We start from the raw sequence: 21,794 nt of genomic DNA, 5'->3' as shown, positions 1-21,794 counted from the left end.
AAAACATTTTTCCAGCCTAAACATGTAAACTTTCTCATCATAAATAGCCATTTAATGTTTTACGAGGATGTTGGCATGAACACAAAGACCCAGGTCAGCCTTTTATTTATTACTGTCTGCTTCATTTGGGGCACGACATGGCTGGCTATGGAACTGGCTGTTGCTACCATCCCCCCCATTACCGCTACAGGCATTCGCTTTGCAGTGGCCGCCCCCCTGATTATTCTCCTGGCCAGAATGAAAGGTGTCACAATCTGGTTTCCAAAGGGTAAAGGGCTGGAGTTTATTCTGATCAGTCTGTTTTATTTCGCTATTCCTTTCACCCTGATGATTTTTGGCGAGCAGTTTATTTCTTCAGGACTGGCATCCATCATATTCGCCAACATGCCTGTGGCCGTTTTGATCCTGTCGGTGTTTCTTCAGAAGCAAAAGGTCGCTATTCATCAATTGCTGGGGCTGGTCATTGCTCTGGGTAGTCTGATCACTATTATTGGCAATGAAATGTCGGTCAACAGTCATGGTAGCCTGATTGGTGTGGCAGCACTGGTCGTTGCCGTACTTATGCATGCCCTGATTTACACCAATGTTCAGACTCGCTGTCAGGGTATTCATGTTTTGACGTATAACGCCCTGCCCTGCCTGGTCGCTGCCGTATTTCTGATGATTACGGGTTATTTCATGGAAACGCCAGATCTGTCGAGTTTTTCTGTTCTTTCTCTTAGTGCAGTAATCTATCTTGGCTCTATTGCGGGGATTGGTGGCATTATGGCTTATTTCCAGCTGAACAAGCTGGCCAGCCCATTCCAGGCTTCTATCTGTTTCCTGATTTTTCCGGTGATTGCACTGTGTTTAGACAGTCTGTTGAATGGCAGAATGCTCAGCCACGAATCTCTCTTTCTTACGCTGTTTCTAATGCTGGGTGTTCTGCTGACCAAGCTGCCTGAAGGAACTTTCAGAAACAAACTCTCCTTTAAGCGAAGCTGACACCTATCAGTAGTTATAAAAAAACCGGGCAGTAGTTATAAAAAAACCGGGATGACAACCCGGCTTTTTTATAACTCATCAGTGCTCGTGACCACCCGGTCCATGAACATGGCCATGGTCCAGCTCTTCTTCAGAAGCATCACGCACCTCAACCACTTCAACCGAGAAGTTCAGGTCTTCACCAGCCAGTTGATGATTGGCATCAATAACCACTTCATCGCCGTCGATAGCTGTAATAGTGACAACACGAGGACCTACAGCGGTATCAGCATGGAACTGCATACCCACTTCTACATCATGCTCGCCAAACTGAGACCGGGGAATGGGTTGAACCAGACTTTCATCATATTCACCATAGGCTTCAGCAGCCTCTACAGAGACTTCCAATTTATCACCAGCCGACTTTCCTTCCAGTGCACTTTCCAGTCCGGCAATGATATTGCCTTCACCATGAAGGTATGCCAGAGGATCATGACCTTCAGAACTGTCCAGTACTTCTCCCCCGGCATTTTTCAGGGTGTAATGGATCAGTGCGACTTTTTTGTCAGTAATTTTCATGGATTGAAAATCTCTGGAATGAATGAACTAACAGAATACCTGTCCGCTTTAAAAACCGACAGCTCTTTTTCCTGATCAGAAGCCCAGGAGCCCCCAGTTAAGTACATCTCCTGCTACATGTCATCTTTGCTCCTCCCTTAGACTGAAAACAAGAACAACAGTCCAAGGATAATCCTTCCATGCCCTTCAAGTGGTTGCACACACTACTGCTATTTAGCCTGTTTGCCATGAACGCTCAGGCGGCCAAAATTGATTTCTGGGATGAACAGAAACGAGGCACTAACTTCTTCAACAGCCAGCCCACAGAACAAAACTATAAGGCGGCCAGCGACGCGGGTATTGAGTGGGTCCGTGTCACATTCAGCAAATGGAACAGTCAGGAAAAAGACTTTCTTGCGGGTAATCTCGACAATTATCAACAACTGGTTCAAGAAGACCTGGATACCCTGAAACAAGCTCTTGGCTGGGCACGCAAGTATGGTTTAAAAGTGGTTATAGCACCGCTGGGTTTGCCCGGTGGTCGCTGGACACAGAATAACGGCGGAAAACCGGACCCCAGGATCTGGCAAGATAAAAAATGGTGGGATCAGTCAGCACAATATTGGCAGGATATTGCCCGGGCTCTAAAAGGTTTCGACAACATCGTTGCTTACAATCTCATCAACGAACCGATTCCGGAAATGTCTACCGGTATGGGAGAGCACGGTGATCTGGCTCGTTATGACATCTGGTACAAAAAATATCAGGGAACGTCCCACGATCTGCCTGCTTTTTATAATCAGGTAATAAAGGCTATTCGAACCGTCGATACTGAAACCCCCATCATGGTCGACAGCGGCTGGTATGCTCAGCCTACAGCTTTCGTCTACTGGCCAAAACTGGAAGACAACAAAGTGCTCTACGCCTTCCATATGTACGAACCGTTTAACTACACAAACCGCAGCAATAGCCTGAGAATCAAGAGCGGTAAAGAAGCCTACGAATACCCTGGTACGGTCCCCTATGCAGGACTGCCCATCCATTGGGATAAAGAACAGCTGGAAGCTTATCTCTCACCTATGTTTGACTGGGCCAGAGAGAATGTCATCTCAACCAATAGACTGGTTGCTTCAGAGTACGGCGTTTATCGACAAAACCCTGGTGCTGCTGATTTCCTGGAAGATCTGACAGAGCTCTTTAATACACGACAGCTACACTGGGCTTTCTATTCATTCAGGGAAGATGAATGGGATGGCTACGACTACGAATTAGGCAGTAAACCCCTCAACTGGAAATACTGGCAAGCAGTAGAAGCGGGTGAGTCACCGGAGCGCCCCTATAACGACAGAAACCCGATATGGCAGGTTTTGTCTGACGCTATTGAAGCTCCCAGAGGCTAGGTTAATTACCATACAGACTCCTTTCATTCTGAGCCTGTCGAGAATAATGGTATAGATTTCGACAGGCTTAGTGCTAACAAGAAGATCGTTTCCGGGCATACTCAATGATCAATAGCCCCTGACAAGAAGCCGATGATTTGTCGTCTGATTACCGGCTTTCTGTCACTGCTGTTATTCTTTTCTTTCATTTTCCCGGACAGAGTCTTTAATATACGACCTCAGGCAGTACTCATAACAAGACGCAGACTTTCCTCTGACAAGCCTGGAAAAGGATCCATCCCATGCCCACAGATATTCATCTGGACTCAGATCTTCACCTGACCACCTCTGTTACGATCAAGAACCGCTTTTTCAAAGCCGCTATGAGCGAACAATTAGGTGATCGAGACCATAATCCTACCCCAGAGCTTTTCAAACTCTACGAGACATGGGCAAAAGGCGGGACAGGGATCTGTGTGACTGGCAACCTGATGGTAGACAGAAATGCTTTAGGTGAGCCCAAAAATGTGGTTTTAGACCAGAAGAGTGACCTTTCAATATTTCGTGAATGGGTTCGCCACGGTACGGTGAACAACACTCAACTCTGGGCCCAGCTGAATCATCCAGGCAAACAGATCCCTTCATTCATGAGCAGTGAGCCTCTGGCACCTTCCGCTATCGCATTGGAAGGTGAACTGGAAAAAGGCTTTAAAAAACCCAGAGCCATGACTGAACAAGAAATAAACGACGTTATAAAAGCTTTCTCGACGTCCGCTCGTCTGGCTAAAGAAGTGGGCTTTCAGGGGGTACAAATACACTCAGCCCATGGCTACCTGGTCAACCAGTTTCTTTCTCCAAGGCACAACCAGAGAAATGACCAGTGGGGGGGCTCGCCGGAGAATCGACAAAGGTTTGTGCTCGACGTTTTCAAGGCTATACGACACACCGTAGGTGATTCATTTCCTATTGGCATCAAATTAAATTCTGCAGACTTTATGAAAGACGGCCTTTCAGAAGAAGAATCCATGAAGGTTGTCCAGGCTTTATCAGAAGCCGGAATTGATCTGATCGAAGTGTCTGGTGGCACTTATGAATCCCCTGCCATGATGGGGATAGACCTGAAAGAAAGCACATTGAAGCGGGAAGCTTACTTTCTTGAGTATGCCATCAAGGCCAGACAACACACTGATAAGGTGCTGGTTGTGACGGGTGGATTCCGCTCCGCACCAGCCATGCGTGCGGCACTGCAGGAAAATGCCTGCGATATGATCGGTTTGGGCAGACCCATGGCCATGCAACCAGATCTGCCACAACAAGTTATTAATAACCCTGACTTCAAAACAACCGTTCAGTTCAAGTCTACGGGAATTGAAATACTGGATAAAATAGCCATGCTGGATCTGACCTGGTATGAAGCCCAGCTGTCTTTGATGGGGAAAGGCAAACAGCCCAACACCCAGCTTTCCGGATGGAATGTACTTCTGCAAACACTGGGTAATATGGGGTCTTATGCTTTCAGGAAAAAGCGTTACTAATCGAGAACAATATTTTGCGCCACCCTCAAACAAACATGAAAAATCGCGGCAGCCAAATGCATTTCGCAGTTAACAACTTGGCTTGACAGCATTTAGCGACCACCTAAACTGCTACCTGCTAATGAAAGTTAAGGTAAAAACTCATGCAATACTCTAGCGCCTTAGAACCACGGTTTACCCGCCCATTCAAAGATAAAGACAAGAGACTGGTTCAGCGATCTTTAGGTTTCAAAAGATTCTTGCGTTTTCCTTTCAGCAAAAAATCGGCTGAAGACAGCTGGAAATGGTAGATATTTAAGAGTTACATTCCCTTTGGGGTTATGTGAATTTTATCATCATCTATGGTTTCAAGTCGTAGGGTGTACGAATGATCTGGACGCTTTCTCAAAAACCTGCACATCTTGGCGCAAAATCGGTGTATCCAGCTATCCGTGAATACATAAGAGAATTTCTTGTCCTTGATCACCCTTTCAGAAAGGGAAAAATGTTCCCTTTTGACTTCGATTTAAAAAAACTTTTACAGTTACAAAGGAAAGGAAAGGTTAAATACGTCAAAAGACAGCTAATGATAGGCGCAACCTATAGCATCAACCAATCCCCCAGTATTCACTGTCCTGACTACTACCCCCTTAGAACAGAGACACCCTGTTTAATTGTGAGAGCATTAACTGTTGACGACCTGGTTTTTCTAAACCCAGAGCATTACAGTATTTTCAAAAGGATAACTTTCCTAAAAACCTTCATAGAGATGTTCAAAGATTCAAAGCCGAAAAATATAAAAAAACAAGTTAATTCTGCTAAAAATTTGATCCAGTCTTACAAGAAGCAATTATTAATCAAAAGCATTTTTCTATCTATCTTTCTTGCACTGACATTAACCTTAATGTTCTTTCTGACCAGGCTATGATCACTAATAACAAATACACAATAATCAGTCTTTCTCTTATAACTACCCAACAAGTATCTATTGCTGCTTCTACATGGCTGATAGCAAAAGCGGGGATTTCTGTAGCCGAGCTCAACTTTTATGCAGCAACTCGTTTTGTTGTCTACTTTTTCCTATGCGCCTTGTCAGGTTACCTCATCAGCTCTATCGCCCAAATATTCACAACACTGTCGATCAATCATTCAATCAAAAACTACTATCAATTTGTTTTTAACCGTTTGGACAGTCAACAAAAGTACAATACCCGTGATAACAAAGACAAGACTTTTGCTTGGCTCTCGGGAGAATCGAACCAAACACTAGAAGAATTTATAAAATGTCATCTTGAACTTTACTCGACGTACTTAGGCGTAATTCTAACGCTAATCGTTTTCTGGTTAACCCTTGGGCCAACATATTCGATAGCATGTGCCCTTGGACTAATGCTTTCTTTTCTATCACTGCTCTTATTCAAAGAAAGCTTCAAGAAATCAGGAAAAGAAATACAGAACAGTAAACTCAACATCAATAGTTGTTTAGACGTTTTATGGAACAATCACTACTGCGCACCTGAAAATCAAAAGAACAATGAATCAAAAAAACATTTCAAGCGCCTTCAGCATTTTTTTGATCTCAATGCAAAATACACTTCACTTGAACAACTGGCTACCAGCGCACCTATCACCTTATCAATCATAATCATAGTTTCGACCATTATTCTTACTGGAGAGCAAGAGGCTTCATTTTATGGTGCTCTTGTAGCGGTACTACCAAGATCACTTCAATTCTTCGCTTACGTTCACGACTTAAATATCATGAGCAGTCGAGCGATTCTCCTTCGTTCCAAACACCAAGAATTAATCCACTTTCAGAATAAGCTCACACCATTTGAAGTAGACTTTACCTCCACTCCCTATAACCTGGTTATTGAAGATTTGGAAAGGCGTCAAACAATCCAGCCTGATGATTTTATGGAACGGGTTATTCAAAAAAAAATCAACAAAGGGAGATATAGAATTACAGGGAAAAATGGAAGTGGAAAAACCTCCTACCTGAAACAGATTAAGACACTATTACCAAATGCATGGCTTTATCAGTCCAGTATTGATTTTTTAGGCAAGAAAACACGCTCAAACTCCACTGGAGAGGTTCAACTAAAAAATCTGGAGTATATTCTTGATCGCAACGATGACTTTCTTCTTCTGGATGAATGGGATGCAAACCTTGACCATAGTAATACTCAAAAAATTGATTCGCTCATCAAAAAACACATCCAGACTTCATTGGTCGTTGAAGTATTGCATAAATTGCAATAGTTAATCAGCCACGACCGACTCTGCCAGCTCCAAATGCAGCATAGCTCTGGATTCACCTCGATCTCTGGCCTGTTTCAACAGCTGGATAGCTCTGGCAGGGTTGGAGACTTTTCCTTCTATGCCATAGAGGTACCGTATACCCAGCCTGTACAGTTCGTCAGGCTTGGTGCCATGCACTCCTTTATGTTTAATCCGTTTTTCCAGCTCATGGATACTCTTTTCAACCTTGGCAGTGGGATGAATAAAGATTTTCCGGCTGTTTTCAATTCTGTTGGCCAGAATAGATTTAGCAACCCTCGCCTTAACACTCTCTCCCAGTGCTGCCATTTGCTCTAGTCGACTCAGCGCTTTATAGAAAGCAGATGGTTGATGAACATGGGTCAATAGTGAACCAGCTTCAGCCAGTAATGCATAAGGCTCTTCTTCATTACATAATTGTTTTTGAAGTAACTGCGCTGCGGGATAACCTTTTCTGGCTGCAGCTGACAGCCTGCGGGCAGACTGAATAACCAGATATTCTTTATCATCTTCTCTCATGCTGCCTGGCTTGATCGATTTGACCCAATTTCTTAAAACGATGCATGCATGAAAATTAAGTCGTGGATCGTCGGGCTTCTTCTTTAGCGCTTCGTCCATAACTTCGAGTGCTTCGTTGTACAGACCTAGCTCAGAGACTGAAAGAGCCAGAGCTACAGGATCAATCTCAGTCCGGTAAGGTGGTTTTAACAGAAGTTCAGCAAGAGGCTGGGTAATAGACCACCCAAGACTTCTGAATAACATAAGACCACGACCTGCTGTGCCCGGGTACTCAAATAAAAGCCCTGTTAACGTTTTTAAATAACTGGTGGCGAGCTGATCCCCACCTTTTGATTTTTCAATCCAGGGCTCCAGCTGCAATTTCTTCAATATGCGCTCACCACGGTCAGGCCCTGCACGACGACAATAAGGGATCAGCGTCGACAAAGCTTGCAAATCTCCTGCATTAATCTTATCGATCACTGTCTTGTCATCTTTTGAAGTTTCGCCCCAACAAACTCCCGTGTAGTGATGCAGTAAAACGGGCAAAGATAGCTTTTCGCCTCGAACGGCTTCCGCCGGAACCTTCATGACAGAAATAGGATAACTCACGGGACCAACCCCCATTGAGATAAAGAGCTGTCCATTCACCACACTCATGCCCTTGACCGAAGCCCACTTGGCAGCATTGATAAGACCACTTTTGAACCATTGATTCCAAGATTCCCACTGTGTCCAGGCTGATGTATCCACATCCTCTTCGTTCAGGTCACAGGAAACAAACTCTGCTGTTTTTGGATCGATAAAACCATTCTCTACCTTCACTTTTACTGAGGCTTTCAACTTTCTACCCTTCAGAAAACCTGTGGGTATTTTTTTTCGAGAGGCTTCTGGAAGAAGCTCCAGATCTTTAATGAGGTCATCGCCATCCACAAAAATATCGTTCAGATGAACAAATCCGGAACGCTGCTCATCCAGCTCTGTGGTCAGATTCCCAACCTTGACAGAGCTGGCCTTGACCCCATCAATACTGAGATTACCCGGAGTGACTTCAGTGACCGTTACAGGCTGCTTTAAATCGCCTTCTTTGAACTTCTCTGTCGTGATCTCACAATGACCCAGTGTTACATTGCCGCGAACGGGAACAGACAATTTACTGGTCTGGGTGTTAACAACCACCTGCCCACTACCTGAGAAATGAGTCTTGCCTGCACCCGCCTTTAATTCAGAACTGCTTTTTTGATCAGCTTTGAGGCAAACTGATAGCGCCTGCATCTGCCCACTCAGATTTCCTGGCAGCTCAATTCGAGTATTACCCAGGTGTATGGAAGAGGGATGGCCATGAGTATCAACCGTTAACCGTTCAGCCCCTACATCTGTTGTAAGCTGCCCCTTCTGCAGAGTCCCGGACACTTTGACACCCTGGCCAGTAAAGTCTGAGTGACAATCAATGCGGTTACCGGTGCCAGTCCCCAGTTTCTGATTTAGCTCCAGGCCACCTGAACAAGCTGTTGCATGACCACTAAATTCTGTTTTCTCACCGGTCAGATCACCTTCCAGATGAACCCCATCCAGATCCATATGTACTTTTGCAGCCCCCTTGTTCCGAAGCATTATATGGTCTGAACCGAATTCCACATGAGAATCCCCGACAACCATCTGCCCTTCTGCGTCTTTTGATACATGCACCTTTACTTCAAGGCTAAGTTCCCTGGTTTCAGCCCTGAGTCCGGCGGACTGCTTTTCCAGTTCAGAAATCCAGTCAAAGTTGTTAGCAGTGTCAGATAGCATTAAGCCCATAGGTTTAAGTCTTTTCTCTCGGGCAGCACCATACAGAGCATCAGAAACACCTCCGGTATCAACATCTATCACACCCGCCTTAACCGTCAGTGTTCTTTCCGTCTCTCCTTCTCTCTGATCCAGGGGTTTAAGTTCATAGGCCAGCTTGAGTGCTTCCATTTTTGCCAGTGGCGCTACAACTCCTTTCCGGGCGACTTCAAGTTCGTCCACCGTCAGATCAAATGGATGCCCCAGAACAGAAAACGCCTTGCTAACATCCTCTTTTAACGTAGTCTTCGAGTTCCCTTTGATCGCAATCAGGGTTTTTGGATCAAGCTCATCCAGAGAGGCTTTTATTTTTCCGATGGAGATCCCTGCTCTACTCAGTTGGAAGAATTTTCCTTTCTGTTTACGTATACGATGAAGAGCCTTAAACAGGCCCGTAACGCCCTTCCCACTGATATAGGCATTAATGCCAGGAACCATCCTGCCCTGAATACTGGTTTCCATATCCTTGATCTCAACGTCCATCTTAAGAGGGCGCTGACCAGGCGCATTTACGTCAACAGAACCTTTAATATCCACCGTGATTTTAGGGTAGGTTTCACCTGTATCCGAATCCACCAGCTCCACCTTATGGACTCTTAATTCAACATTTCTTAAGGTGGCTTTGTCGCCTTGCAACGCCAATCCGTCAAGGTGAACGGTATGCTCCTGTATTTGCCCTTTATGCAAAGCTTTTAGCGCTCGAAACAGTTTGAGATAGCTACGAATTTCATAATCTCTTGCGACTCTTGCCTGCTTTTTCTCTTTGCGCAAGCGCATCAACTGCCTTTTCAAGACTCTGCGCTCATCCAGAGTTTTCTTTCCGGGCTTATTACGAATAGCCTTTCTGACCCATTTCAATTGCTTGTTCAGCTGCCTGACAACAACTGCCCTTCGAAAGCTTACTTTTGCTCGTACTTTTTTAAAGTCCAGCACCCAGATAATGACTGAGGCCAACAGCCTTTCAAACAGACTCGATTTGATTTGAGGCCGAGCGGGGTTTGCGATGACAGAGGCTTCCGGAGCTGCTTCAGCAAGAGCAGGTGTCTCATCGATCTGAATCAAGGGTTGCGCGTTGACTATCTGAGGATTTCGGGTGTCCAGGCTCTGAGGCGGGGTGTGCCAGTCTTCATCATCTGAAGAGGTAAGCCCCTTCTCACCTTCAACGACAGAAACATCCCGAAAGCCTGATGAAGCAACAATGTCTGATGAAGCAACAATGTCTGATGGGGACGCATCCGGTAAACGAGGCGATGTTGGTGGCAAAACAGAGCCAGATGATGAAGCTTGGGATGGCATGACTTCGTTCCATGAAGTTGCTACTGTATCAGCTTAGCCAAAGCGACTGAAAACAGCCTGAACCTGCCATTGAGTAGTTAAATACAATGTCACACTACCTGTGAATGAAAACGGGAGTCATTCTTTTGACAAATCAACGTTGTACGTGGTGCACCAATGACCCGGACTACATCCGATACCATGACGAAGAATGGGGAGTTCCTTGTCATGATGATCAAAAACTGTTTGAGTTCCTGATTCTGGAAGGCGCCCAGGCAGGCCTTAGCTGGATCACCATCCTCAAACGCAGATCAGGCTATCACAAGGCCTTTGCTGGCTTTGACCCGAACATGGTTGCTCAATACACCGATCAAGACGTAGAAAGACTCTTGCTGGATGAAGGCATTGTAAGAAACCGGCTGAAAGTGAACAGCGCTATAAAAAACGCAAAAGCCTTTCTGAAAATACAGGAAGAATTTGGCAGCTTCGACCGATACATCTGGTCTTTTGTTAATCACACTCCCGTAGTGAACCAATGGCAATCGTTATCAGAAGTACCGGTTACCACACCCGAGTCCGACGCCATGAGCAAAGACCTTAAGAAAAGAGGTTTTTCATTTGTCGGCAGCACCATCTGTTATGCCTACATGCAAGCCATGGGCATGGTGAACGACCACCTTGTGACCTGCCCCTCATACCCTGCATAAACACCCAGGAGTCTGTCGGACTTATACTTTCGAGTATAAGTCCGACAGACTCCTGGGTTAGCTCAGTGTATCCGTCTGATACAGATACTTCTGAAAGCCCATAAAGGTTTTACCAATCACGGCTGGGGAACCCAGCACCTCAGCCGCATCACTGATCGTGTTGTACTTCAGCTCGACCATGCTGCGCATTTTACTCTTGGACAGTTCATCGACATCATCCTGAACGTACTTATCCAAAACAAAGTTGATAAATTCTTGCTGCTTTTCATCAGTGAATGCGCTGTAGATCAGTGGTTTGGCCTTCTCTGCTCGCTCTTTCCGGGTATGTACCTCAGCGGCATAAGCGACATAAGCCAGAACGTCATACACATCACTGTCCCGGGCATCTATCAGCTCTTTCATGCTGTCGAGCTTTTCATCGTCATAGCCTGCTTCTGTGAGGTCCTGACGCAGCTTCTCGCGGGTATCTGGGTCGCCCCATATCTCACGCAGCTGATCTTCATTGGTGAAGAAGCGAGGCAGGTCTTCAAACATGCGCTCAACAAACTCTTTCGCGGTGATGGGCTTCCCATCCGGCCCCCAGTACATCACGGAAGAGATATGCTTAATCTGCCGGGCCTTGCCATCGTGGAGCTTGATGATGATCTTCTCTGGCGGCGGAGGGGTTTCACAGGAACACGGAGAATCGCCACACACTTCACAGACTTTGGGGCCACACACGCAAGGTCGCTGGCCGCACTCCGGGCAATTCGGCCTGGGGCAGGCACAAGGCTGCTGACCACATTCTGGGCAATTCGGCTCGGGGCAAGCGCAAGGTTGCTGACCACATTCCGGGCAATTCGGCTCGGGGCAGGCGCAAGGGTGAAAACCACATTCGCCACAGGGTTCCGGTACGCAGATACAAGGGCTTTCGCTACACACCTTGCAGGGTTCAGGTGCGATAGGTTCGCCATCCCACTCGGGGTCAGAGAAGTTATGGTGAGCCTTCACAAAATCGTAAATAGTGAAGAACTCTTTGCCTTCAAAAACCCGGGTGCCGCGTCCGATAATCTGCTTAAACTCGATCATGTTGTTACAGGGGCGCATCAACACAATATTTCGTACGTTTCGGGCATCTACGCCAGTCGATAGCTTTTTCGAGGTGGTGAGAATGGTCGGAATGGTCTTCTCATTATCAGAGAATGTCTTGAGGTCATTCTCACCGGCAGTGCCATCGTTGGCCGTAACACGCACACAGTAGCTAGTATTGGTTGTCCAGCCTTTCTTAACGGCATACTGATTGATGAAGTCACGTACCATGCCTGCGTGGGATTGGGTGGCACAGAAGACGATGGTCTTTTGGTGAGGGTTAATCTTGTCCATCCAGTATTTCACCCGCCGCTGTTCACGGGCAGGGATGATAATGGTGCGGTTAAAGTCACCCTCTTTGTAGAGTTTGCCGGGCTCTGGTTTTCCCTGCACCAGCACGCCATCGCCGGGGGTATAAATATACTCATCCATGGTGCCGACAATGGGGTACACTTTGAATGGCGTTAAGAAACCATCGTTAATCCCCTCTTTGAGGGTGTAGCTGTACACAGGCTCACCGAAGTAGCCATAGGTGTCGGCATTCTCGGTGCGTTTCGGTGTTGCTGTTAAACCCAGCTGAACGGCAGGGCTGAAGTAGTTAAGAATCTCCCGCCAGCTGCTTTCATCGTTCGCGCCGCCCCGGTGACACTCATCAATCACGATAAAATCAAAGAAGTCTGCTGGGTAATCACCAAAGTACGGGGCATCGTTGCCGTCTTCATCCTTACCGCTCATAAAGGTCTGGAAGATGGTGAAGAACACGCTGGCATTCTTGGGCACCTTGCCATGTTTCTTTATAGCGTCTGGCGCAATACGCACAATCGCATCGTCACCAAAGGCGGAGAAATCATTAAAGGCCTGATTCGCCAGTACGTTGCGGTCTGCCAGAAACAGAATACGGGGTCGTCGAGTAGAAGCATCCGGCGCTTTCTGTGTGCTCAGGCTCCAGCGCCCCTGAAACAGCGTCCAGGCAATCTGAAAGGCGATACAGGTTTTGCCCGTGCCTGTCGCCAGGGTGAGCAGTATGCGTTGCTTGCCTTCGGCGATGGCCTCCAGCGCATTATTAATGGCGTTTTCCTGGTAGTAACGGGGTTGCCAGTCGCCTTTGATTTCAAAGGGAATAGCACTGAAACGGTTACGCCAGACGGCTTTATAATCGGGAGCGCCGTTATCTTGATCTGCAAAGGTCAGTAACCAGAGCGCCTCAGGTGAGAGGAAGTCATCAACCAGCGCCTCTTCTCCTGTTTGCCTATCAATCTGGTAAATCTCATGGCCATTGGTGGCATAAGCGATACGGCACTGCAACCTTGTCGCATAGTCCTTGGCTTGGCGAACCCCTTCGGTATAACTTAAACCTTCTTTCTTCGCCTCCACCGCAGCCAGCTTACGGCCACGGTAGACCAATACATAATCACTGGTGACTGCAGGGCCACGCTTGCCGCCGGTTAAGATAATGCCGGGACAGATAACCTCACGACGAATGTAACTCTGCTCCACCACACTCCAGCCAGCGGCTTTGAGTTTTGGGTCAATCAGTTCGGCACGGGTATCGGCTTCGTTACGCTTCCCTGCAGTATTCATCAGGCGACTTCCTTACTTGTTGTTAGCTGGCCGGTGAAGGCTTGTTGTAGGATGGATTTTTTGAGTTCGTCGAGAGCTGCCAGTTTCCGTTCATAAACTGGAACTATTCTTTTTATTTCTTTGTCCAGAGAGCATAATTTTTGGCTGATTTTCCTTTGTATATCAATATCTGGAAATGAAATTTGTAACTGACGCTGCTTGGTTATTCCAATATATGATCTAGTGGAACCAACACCTGCGACGATCCTCATTTCTTTCAAAAAAACAGGTGAATTGAAATACCAATATAAATATTCAGCTGCAAGCGAGCTTCCATCAAGAATCCGATAATAGGTTACTTGTGGAGTCAGCATTACGTAATCCAAATCAGTCTTTAATATTGCTGTACGACCGATTGTAGCTTTATGAGAAATTAAAACATCACCATCCTTTGCGAACCCTTTTCTTAAAGTATCTGCTTGCTGTCGGGTGATGAAATTACAACCACCAGTGTCAACTGTCCCATCTACAAGATCAGATGCCATAATGAAAGGCACACCTTTCTCCACAAAGTCAGCTTTTTTGGGGTGTATGTCACCATGATTACCATCAAGTGGCTTATCTAAAATCCCATTACTAACAAGGCTCTCAATATCCGCCTCAACCCACCCCTCACCACGCTGGCTAAACACCTGCTGCAGGTAGCTTTCAAACAGTTCACGGGCGTTGTTGAGGTTCTTCTCGGCAAGGGCGCGGGCTTGCTCAATCTCGGCAAAGGCTTGATCCAGAATGGCGACGATGCGTTTTTGTTCTGGGAGTTCAGGAAACTCAATTTCAAAATTTTGCAGTTGGCTTTTAGTTAAAGCTTCCCGTGTAGACCCTGCTTTATTCCCAGAATGAAGTAATTTTTTCTTGTATTCGTGTGAAACCAGTAAATAAGACAAAAAGTGGCTATCGATTACCTCACTCTTTGGTCGTAGAATCGCAACGTGCTGGTTAACTCTTGCAGGCAAATAAGATTCGTTTACCACTGAGCATCGAGCAACAGATGCGCCAGTAATATTTAGAAGAACATCCAGCTTTTCAACTACAACGTTTGAAAGCTTATCTGCTTGTTGCTCGTCAATGAATGCAAGATCCTTTGGCTTAAAATAGTTATCATGAACATTCATGCTGCGAATTAATGATATTCCTTCAACCTTATAAGCAGCTTTGCCTCCCTTAGGTGTTGCACCGCTACCTATTTTTGTCGTCAGGTTTACGAGCTTATCTTTTGACCATCGAGCCATCACAGTAACCCTCGAATACTAGCCAGAATCCCTTCACTCTCTTTATCCAGGGCAATGATCTCTTCGATAATCTCAGAAGGCGCTCGCAGCTTCACCTCATCATCCACATTGGGGTTTTTCACCGACAAGTCCCAGGTGTTTGCATCAAGGTTATCCACAGCCAGCGACCAGGATTTCTCCGAATCACCAAAGGCCTTTTGCAGGGTGACAAACTCTTTCAGGTCGTTGTCATTCAGCGGATTGGTTTTGCCCAGGCTGCGGCCAGGGTCAAGCTGGTAGAACCAGACATTCTTGGTGGCTTCTCCCTTGGTAAAGAACAGCACCACGGTTTTTACCCCTGCGCCTAAAAAGGTTTTGGCGGGGCAGTCCAGCACCGTATGCAGGTTGCAGTTTTCCAGCAGTTCTTTACGCAGGGCAATGGCGGCGTTATCGGTATTCGAGAGGAAGGTGTTTTTGATAACTATCGCCGCACGGCCACCGGGTTTGAGCATCTTGATAAAGTGCTGCAAAAACAGGAAGGCGGTTTCCCCGGTTTTAATGGGGAAGTTCTGCTGCACCTCTTTGCGCTCTTTGCCACCAAAGGGCGGGTTAGCGAGAATCACATCGTGCTGATGGCTGGGCTGAATATCTTTCAGGCTTTCCGTCAGGGTGTTGGTGTGCAGCACATTGGGCGCTTCAATGCCGTGGAGGATCATATTCATAATCGCAATCACATAGGCGAGGGATTTCTTCTCTTTGGCGTAGAAGGTGCTTTCCTGCAGGGTTGTCAGGTCACTGGTGGAGAGCTTCTTTTTGGCGGCTCCGCCCTGGCGCAAATAGTCGTAGGCTTCGCACAAGAAGCCTGCTGAACCTGCCGCACCGTCGTAGATTGTTTCACCGGTTTTTGGGTGTACCACATCAATCATGGCGCGGATGAGCGGGCGTGGGGTGTAATACTCGCCACCATTGCGCCCGGCATTGCCCATATTCTTGATTTTGGTTTCATACAGGTGGGAGAGTTCGTGCTTTTCTTCCTGGCTCTGGAAGCGCAGTTCATCCACTTTCTCCAGGCAGTCTCGCAGTGAGTAGCCGCTCTGGATTTTGTTTTTGATCTCGCCAAAAATCTCGCCAATTTTGTAGTCGATGGTATTGGGGCTGGCGGCACGCCGTTTAAAACCTTTCAGGTAGGGGAACAGTTCACCATCGACGTATTCCATCAGGTCGGAGCCGGTCATGGCTTCGTTGTGGTCGAAGTTGCCGTCTTTATCTTTTGGCGCTGCCCACTCGCTCCAGCGGTGAGCCTTGTCGATGATGTAGCTGTAGTCATCACCCATCATCTCCGCTTCCTGGGAACGCTGGTATTCCAGGTCGTCCAGGTACTTCAGGAACAGCATCCATGAGGTTTGCTCTGTGTAATCCAGCTCGCTGGAGCACCCTGCGTCTTTATGAAGGATATCGTCTAGATTCTTGAAGGTTTGTTCAAACATGCTGAGCCATAATTCTGTTGATGACTGGCGCGAACAGGGTGTTGCCGCAGTGACTAATATGAAATGATTTTGCCAGATTCAGCGGCATTTAAATACAGACTACTTCCATCGTATAGCTTTTCCGACAAATAGACATCTCTGGCACATATTCTGCTTTTCCTGATTCTGACACAGCCTGTTGAATCCTTTATTGGGCAGGCTGCTCATAAACAGTGCAAAGAGTGAATAATAACAGTGCATATTTCCAGAATACTCCCCGGCTTCCGCCCGTTTTTATGTCGCTTTCGACATCTGGGCTTTGTAATGGTGTATTTGCTGGCGTACTCAGGGACAGGTACAGCCGCCTTAAACGATGCTGAAGCGGTTAATACTTCGGGTTTGCAACGGATGCTTTCTCAGCGAATCGCAAAAAGCTATCTCATGATAGGTGCCGACATTAACTCAGAAGACGCCAAAGAGCAGCGCGATAAAAGCATCGATCTCTTTGAAAGCAACTTTCAGGCATTGTCGGAATACGCCCCCACTGATGAAATTAAAAGTCAACTGACTGATGTTGATATCCATTGGCAGGCTTACAAAAAGATGGCATTGACTGAACCGAATAAACAGGCAGCAACTGGCCTCATTCAACAAGCTTTAACTGTTTTTAACAGCAGTAATGAGCTGGTTACTCTGATTGAAAAGCACTCTGCAACCAGCAAAGCCAGACTGGTGAACATTTCAGGCCGGCAGCGGGCACTCAGCCAGAAAATTGCTATGTATTACCAGGCATTGGCTTGGGAGGTTGAAGGGGGCGACTTTGAGAAAAGCTTTGAAGAATCTCTGAAACTGTTCGAAGACTCATTAGATGAACTCCATCAGTCCCCGATGAATACACCCGAAATCAGGAAACTCCTTTCGAAGGTTAAAGCTCAATGGATGTTTTCCAAATCAGGATTTACTCAGTATAAGGATGGCCGTTTTGTGCCTACGGTTATATCCGTTACCACAGAATCCATTCTCAAGAAAATGCAGGTGCTGACCCAGAAGTATGAACAGGTCATGGCCGATAGCTCCATGGTGGCCAGCAAGTGACTGCTCCCCGCCCTATCGAGGGTGTCGCAAAACCTACTACAAGCCGGTAATCTGTATATTCAAGTAGCTTTACCGGCTTCAGCATGACGACAAGAACTCAAATAAAAATTAATACTGCTCCACAGCTCGATATTTTTTCAGGTACAGCCAGTAGTTCTGATCACAAAAAACAGGATGAATCCAAAAGATCAGCCAACAAAACAGGCAAACGACGTTTTGTTGCTCCTGACCCCAACGCAATCACTCTTGGCAACACTAACCTGAAAGAGCACCTTGAACTAACCGGTCAAAAAACACCTTTTACCGTTGCATCCCTTCTTGATGAACAGGACTGGTCTGATTTTGAGCAAAGGTATGCATTAGAAGGACGTCCTCCTTATTCACCCCGTAATATGATGGGTTTGATTCTCTATGGCATTATGCAAGGCATTACCTCGTTGAGAACTCTGGAACGATTAGCCCGTGTCGATCTTGGCTGTATGTGGGTTACCGGAGGGATTTTTCCAGACCATGCCATTATTGGTCGCTTCATCAATATGCACAGCGAGTCCATGACCGGTGCTTTCTTTGAAAGCCTGACACGAGCCGTTCTCAAAAAAACAGACTCCGATGGAAGTTGTCTGGCTGGTGATGGGACCGTTATAGAAGCCGCTTGCTCAAATTACAACCTGATGAAGCAGGAAGCTGCGCAACAGGTGCATGAAGCAGCACAAACGCAAGCTGACAACCATCCAGATTGCCCTGAAAGCCAAAAGAATCTGGAGATGGCCAGCAGTGCTCTCGAAGCAGTCGTTGAACGCAACGCGAAGCGAAAGAAGAACGGTAAGTCAGAAAGTGCTGTCGTAAGCCCTACAGAGCCTGAAGCTGTTGTCCAAAAGATGAAACGGGGGCGAGGGTACACAACGAGTTACAAGCCATCCGTATTAGCTAATAACAAGCGGGTGGTACTGGCTCAGGCTGTAGACCCTACCAATGAAACTACTGTCGTAAATCCAATGCTTGATCAGTCAATGCAGATCACGGGTAAACCAGTCGATGAAATGCTATTGGATGCTGGTTATTTTAATGATGAAGTCATTGCAACCAGTCTGGAGCACGATATCAGCCTGCTATGCCCTGAGGGTAAAGAACCAGGCAAACCCAAAGAATCCAAAAAGTTCCAGAAGGGACATTTTTATTACGATGAAACCAATGACGTTTATCGTTGCCCTGCAGGAAAAGAGTTGACTCCCATTGGTAAGATAAAAGGGAGCGCTCGCACAAAGGAGCAGAAGATATATGGCAATGGGCCTTGCGAAGGCTGCCTTCTCAAAGATAAATGCACGAGCAATAAGAAGGGGCGGCGCATAAAGCGCTATGCAATGGATGATGCTAAAGATGCACTGAGGCAGGTTATGCAGCATCCGAAAGCCAAAAAGTCTTTCAGCAAAAGGAAGGCGATGGTTGAACCTGTGTTTGCCTATTTACGGGATGTACAGGGATTAAACCGCTTCCGTCGCAAGGGGCTGGAAAAGGTTAAACTGGAATTTGGTTTGCACTTGCTGGCTTACAACCTGAGTAGGGCTGTAAAGGCCAATATTTACGCTATTTTATGGTACAACTGGCTTCTCTGGGCGTTGTTTGAGAAGTGTCACCCATTTATAGAAAAAATGGACAGCTGGGAAAGAGTCCCAATGAAGTGTCATTCTACACCGAGCAAAGCGCCTCACTGGGTTTGAATTTTGGCTTTTAAGACACCCTCTATCGAGCAAGGCTTCTGACTTCTCAGGCAGCAACCGGCAGTGTGCCGGACTTACGCTGGCCTCCATCAGCAGAGACGGACAGCCCTTCCGCCTTTAACTTCAAAATGCCTTGCCGCTTTATGTTGATGGCGGCGTTAATGTCCCGATCATGGACAGCTCCACAATCACACGTCCATGACCGCACATTGAGCGGCATTTCCTCTTGCTTTCGATCACAGCAGGAACAGGTTTTTGACGAGGCAAACCACTGGTCAATTTTCACTAGATGTTTACCGGCCTGTTTCGCTTTATAGTCGAGCTTGATGACGAAGGAATGCCAGCCTGCGTCGGCAATGGATCGGGCAAGGCAATGGTTCTTGAGCATGTTCTTGACCTTCAGCGTCTCCACAACCACCGCTTGGTTTTCGTCAACGAGTTGTCTGGACAGTTTGTGCTGGAAGTCATTACGGGCAAAGGCGACACGCTCATGCGCCTTTGCAACAAGCAGTCTGGCCTTGGCTCTGCCTTTGGAGCCTTTCTTGCAACGGGACAGCACTTTCTGCTTGCGCTTCAGGTTTCTCTGGGCGTTCTTCAGGAATCGTGGATTACTGGTCTTCAGCCCATTGCTGGTAATGGCGATATCGGTCAAACCGGCATCTATGCCCACAACCTTGCTGGCTTGCAGGGCAGCAACCGGTTTACTTTCTGGCCATCTTCGGCAAGAATGGAAGCGTAATACTTGTCGCTGGCCGTTCTGGTCAAGGTGATAGACTTAACCTTCCCGGCTATCTCCCGGTGAACTCTGGCCTTGATGGGTTGGCATTTAGGTACCTTGATCCAGTCATTGCCCACGGAAACGGAGGTGCAGTGGTAGCTACTTTGCTTACCATGCTTTGACTTGAATCGGGGAAACCGGGCTTGCAGTTTAGGGTTAAAGAAGTTCTGGAAAGCCTTGTCCAGATTGATAATGGACTGTTGCAGTGCAATCGAATCAGTCTCTTTCAGCCATGAGTACTTGCGGCTTTTCTTGGCAGTCGCCAGCAATGGCTTCAGGTCTTTTTTCGGGGAGAGGTTCTGTTCCTGTACCCTGTAGTAATGGGTCTTGATAGCCAATGCCTTGTTCCACACAAAGCGCACAGAACCGAACTGGCGATTGAGAAAATCCGCCTGTTTCGGTGTCGGGTAGATGCGTACTTTGGTGGCTTTCAGCATAGCTATTTACAAGTGAGCGTTCATTACTAAAATGCTTGAAATAATATACTTATTACGGGTTATTTCAAGTGAGTGTACACGATAAGGATTTACTACATGACTACCTTCGCAGACGGCATAGTGTTACGAAATTAGTGGTTCATCTGGGCTGGCGATCAGTGTCATGGTGAATAACTTGAAATCAGTATCGTCCAGACGGTTAAGAATGCTGAATACACACCTTATGACGCAGAGCAAATCTGGAAGGTTGTGGTCACGATCTTATTTTGCCTGTAGCGCTGGAGGTGCAACTATTGAGACATTGAAAGAGTACGTGAACAGTCAGAGTACACCCGAATGATTGAACCAACTTGCAGGCGGAACGCTCTGCGCGTTCCCGTCTTATATCCCCGCCCGATTGGGCTAGGGTTTACGACGATTTTGCTAAAAATCTGTAAAATCAGGGAAAGGCAGAGCCCCTTTCCCTTTACACCTTTTACTCTTCGATGCCTACAATCAGCCAAGGCGCATCAGGTTCTACCAGATTGCGCTGCAGGTGCCAGATATCCTTGATATCTTCTTCCACACCTTCAACGGTATCGCGATATTTACCCGTAAAACGCACACTGATTTCTGCCACACTGGCATTGTAATCAGCCCTGCCCAGCTCAGCGTCTACAAACATCACTTCTGTATGCTGCTCAGCCGTCAGGGTGGCTCTTTCCGCTTTTAACTGCAGAAACAGTTCAGGATCCAGATACTCGCGAATGGTTTCCAGATCATTCTTGTTCCAGGCTTCCTGAAGCGTACGGTAATGATCTCTGGCACCATTCATGAACTCGCTCAGATTGAAACCATCGGGCAGATTCATGGGTACATCACTGGCTCCAAAACCCGCTTGAGGCTGGGCTGAGCCAAACCCTGAAGGTTGAGTAGTCTCTCCAATGACATCTTGTTGCTCTTTATTCTGGCCAAACAAGCCACCCAGTGAAGGAGGTTGCTGACTCTGCCCTGGTTGCTCAGGGGTATAATGAGCATGATGACCACCATGACCTGCGGCCATAGCTTTGGCTCGATTCATACTGCGGAATACTTTGAAAAGTACGAAAGCCAACAGGGCAAGAATCAGAATATCCATGATCTGGAGACCACTGAACGCACCTCCAAACAAAGCGGCAATCAGACCTCCTGCCAGCAGGCCGCCCAACAACCCTCCCAACATACCTTTACGGGAGCTTTGAGCAGCTGTTTGCTTGCTACCTTGCTGAGGCGAAGCTGCAGGCTGTTTAGGTGCTGAGGCTGTACTTTGGGAGCGACCAAAACTCTTGCCTCCGCCAAACTTCTTGGCATCTGCCACCGGCACATTTAGGACAAAACTGAACGCCATGAGAATGGCCATAAAAGAAGCAAATCGTTTTATCATC

The 21,794-nt window shown here is 46.9% G+C and carries 16 protein-coding genes and 1 pseudogene; 9 read left to right on the top strand and 8 right to left on the bottom strand.

Annotated elements, in window-relative coordinates; translation table 11 throughout:
* Positions 1–75 precede the first annotated feature (75 nt).
* Positions 76–984, top strand: coding sequence for a DMT family transporter (locus GZ78_RS05945; protein WP_034834325.1), 909 nt, complete (start codon positions 76–78; stop codon positions 982–984).
* 78 nt (positions 985–1,062) lie between these two features.
* On the opposite strand, the gene GZ78_RS05940 is transcribed toward GZ78_RS05945, so the two are convergent.
* Positions 1,063–1,542 (bottom strand): FKBP-type peptidyl-prolyl cis-trans isomerase, encoded by a 480-nt coding sequence (locus GZ78_RS05940; RefSeq protein WP_034833450.1) that lies wholly within the window; start codon positions 1,540–1,542, stop codon positions 1,063–1,065.
* A gap of 179 nt (positions 1,543–1,721) precedes the next feature.
* Between GZ78_RS05940 and GZ78_RS05935 the strand changes: the two genes are divergently transcribed.
* From GZ78_RS05935 to GZ78_RS05920, 4 genes are all read left to right on the top strand, one after another.
* A complete protein-coding gene (locus GZ78_RS05935; RefSeq protein ID WP_201772659.1) occupies positions 1,722–2,921 on the top strand; it encodes a glycoside hydrolase family 5 protein in 1,200 nt (399 codons plus the stop codon).
* A gap of 281 nt (positions 2,922–3,202) precedes the next feature.
* Positions 3,203–4,435, top strand: coding sequence for an NADH:flavin oxidoreductase/NADH oxidase family protein (locus GZ78_RS05930; RefSeq protein WP_051785865.1), 1,233 nt, complete (start codon positions 3,203–3,205; stop codon positions 4,433–4,435).
* 367 nt (positions 4,436–4,802) lie between these two features.
* Positions 4,803–5,342 carry a DUF6875 domain-containing protein gene (locus GZ78_RS05925; protein WP_051785864.1) on the top strand — a complete coding sequence of 180 codons (540 nt, stop codon included), beginning with the start codon at positions 4,803–4,805 and terminating at the stop codon, positions 5,340–5,342.
* Complete coding sequence (locus tag GZ78_RS05920; protein WP_034833448.1) at positions 5,339–6,676, top strand: ATP-binding cassette domain-containing protein; 1,338 nt, start codon at positions 5,339–5,341, stop codon at positions 6,674–6,676. The genes GZ78_RS05925 and GZ78_RS05920 overlap by 4 nt, the downstream gene beginning before the upstream one ends.
* Here the strand turns inward: GZ78_RS05920 and GZ78_RS05915 are convergent, their stop codons facing one another.
* A complete protein-coding gene (locus tag GZ78_RS05915; protein WP_034833447.1) occupies positions 6,677–10,315 on the bottom strand; it encodes a hypothetical protein in 3,639 nt (1,212 codons plus the stop codon).
* Between the two features lie 125 nt (positions 10,316–10,440).
* Here GZ78_RS05915 and GZ78_RS05910 point away from each other — a divergent pair, with 125 nt between their 5' ends.
* Positions 10,441–11,001: a DNA-3-methyladenine glycosylase I gene (locus GZ78_RS05910; protein ID WP_236631482.1), complete on the top strand. Its 561-nt coding sequence runs from the start codon at positions 10,441–10,443 to the stop codon at positions 10,999–11,001.
* Positions 11,002–11,058: 57 nt separating this feature from the next.
* Here GZ78_RS05910 and hsdR read toward each other — a convergent pair whose 3' ends face one another.
* The 3 genes from hsdR to GZ78_RS05890 are packed head-to-tail and all read right to left on the bottom strand — an operon-like array spanning position 11,059 to position 16,384.
* Complete coding sequence (hsdR, locus tag GZ78_RS05905; protein ID WP_034833444.1) at positions 11,059–13,650, bottom strand: EcoAI/FtnUII family type I restriction enzme subunit R; 2,592 nt, start codon at positions 13,648–13,650, stop codon at positions 11,059–11,061.
* Complete coding sequence (locus GZ78_RS27200) at positions 13,650–14,918, bottom strand: restriction endonuclease subunit S (RefSeq protein WP_051785863.1); 1,269 nt, start codon at positions 14,916–14,918, stop codon at positions 13,650–13,652. Before GZ78_RS27200 ends, hsdR begins: the two co-directional genes overlap by 1 nt.
* A complete protein-coding gene (locus GZ78_RS05890) occupies positions 14,918–16,384 on the bottom strand; it encodes a class I SAM-dependent DNA methyltransferase (RefSeq protein ID WP_034833442.1) in 1,467 nt (488 codons plus the stop codon). Before GZ78_RS05890 ends, GZ78_RS27200 begins: the two co-directional genes overlap by 1 nt.
* Before the next feature lie 303 nt (positions 16,385–16,687).
* Between GZ78_RS05890 and GZ78_RS05885 the strand changes: the two genes are divergently transcribed.
* Both GZ78_RS05885 and GZ78_RS05880 read left to right on the top strand, forming a co-directional pair.
* On the top strand, positions 16,688–17,458 hold the full coding sequence (locus tag GZ78_RS05885; protein ID WP_034833440.1) for a type IV pili methyl-accepting chemotaxis transducer N-terminal domain-containing protein: 771 nt from the start codon (positions 16,688–16,690) through the stop codon (positions 17,456–17,458).
* A gap of 83 nt (positions 17,459–17,541) precedes the next feature.
* Positions 17,542–19,176 (top strand): IS1182 family transposase, encoded by a 1,635-nt coding sequence (locus GZ78_RS05880; RefSeq protein WP_051785764.1) that lies wholly within the window; start codon positions 17,542–17,544, stop codon positions 19,174–19,176.
* 46 nt (positions 19,177–19,222) lie between these two features.
* Here GZ78_RS05880 and GZ78_RS30615 read toward each other — a convergent pair whose 3' ends face one another.
* A complete protein-coding gene (locus GZ78_RS30615) occupies positions 19,223–19,846 on the bottom strand; it encodes a transposase (protein ID WP_269078737.1) in 624 nt (207 codons plus the stop codon).
* A complete protein-coding gene (locus tag GZ78_RS30610) occupies positions 19,837–20,391 on the bottom strand; it encodes a transposase (RefSeq protein ID WP_269078736.1) in 555 nt (184 codons plus the stop codon). Before GZ78_RS30610 ends, GZ78_RS30615 begins: the two co-directional genes overlap by 10 nt.
* 148 nt (positions 20,392–20,539) lie before the next feature.
* Here GZ78_RS30610 and GZ78_RS28145 point away from each other — a divergent pair.
* A pseudogene (locus GZ78_RS28145) lies at positions 20,540–20,731 on the top strand (transposase); the annotation flags it as partial.
* Between the two features lie 135 nt (positions 20,732–20,866).
* On the opposite strand, the gene GZ78_RS05870 reads toward GZ78_RS28145, so the two are convergent.
* Positions 20,867–21,793: a Tim44 domain-containing protein gene (locus tag GZ78_RS05870; RefSeq protein WP_201772658.1), complete on the bottom strand. Its 927-nt coding sequence runs from the start codon at positions 21,791–21,793 to the stop codon at positions 20,867–20,869.
* Between the last annotated feature and the right edge of the window lies 1 nt (position 21,794).

This window comes from Endozoicomonas numazuensis (genome assembly GCF_000722635.1).
Taxonomy (GTDB): Bacteria; Pseudomonadota; Gammaproteobacteria; order Pseudomonadales; family Endozoicomonadaceae; genus Endozoicomonas_A; species Endozoicomonas_A numazuensis.
This window is presented reverse-complemented; position numbering and strand designations above follow the sequence as displayed.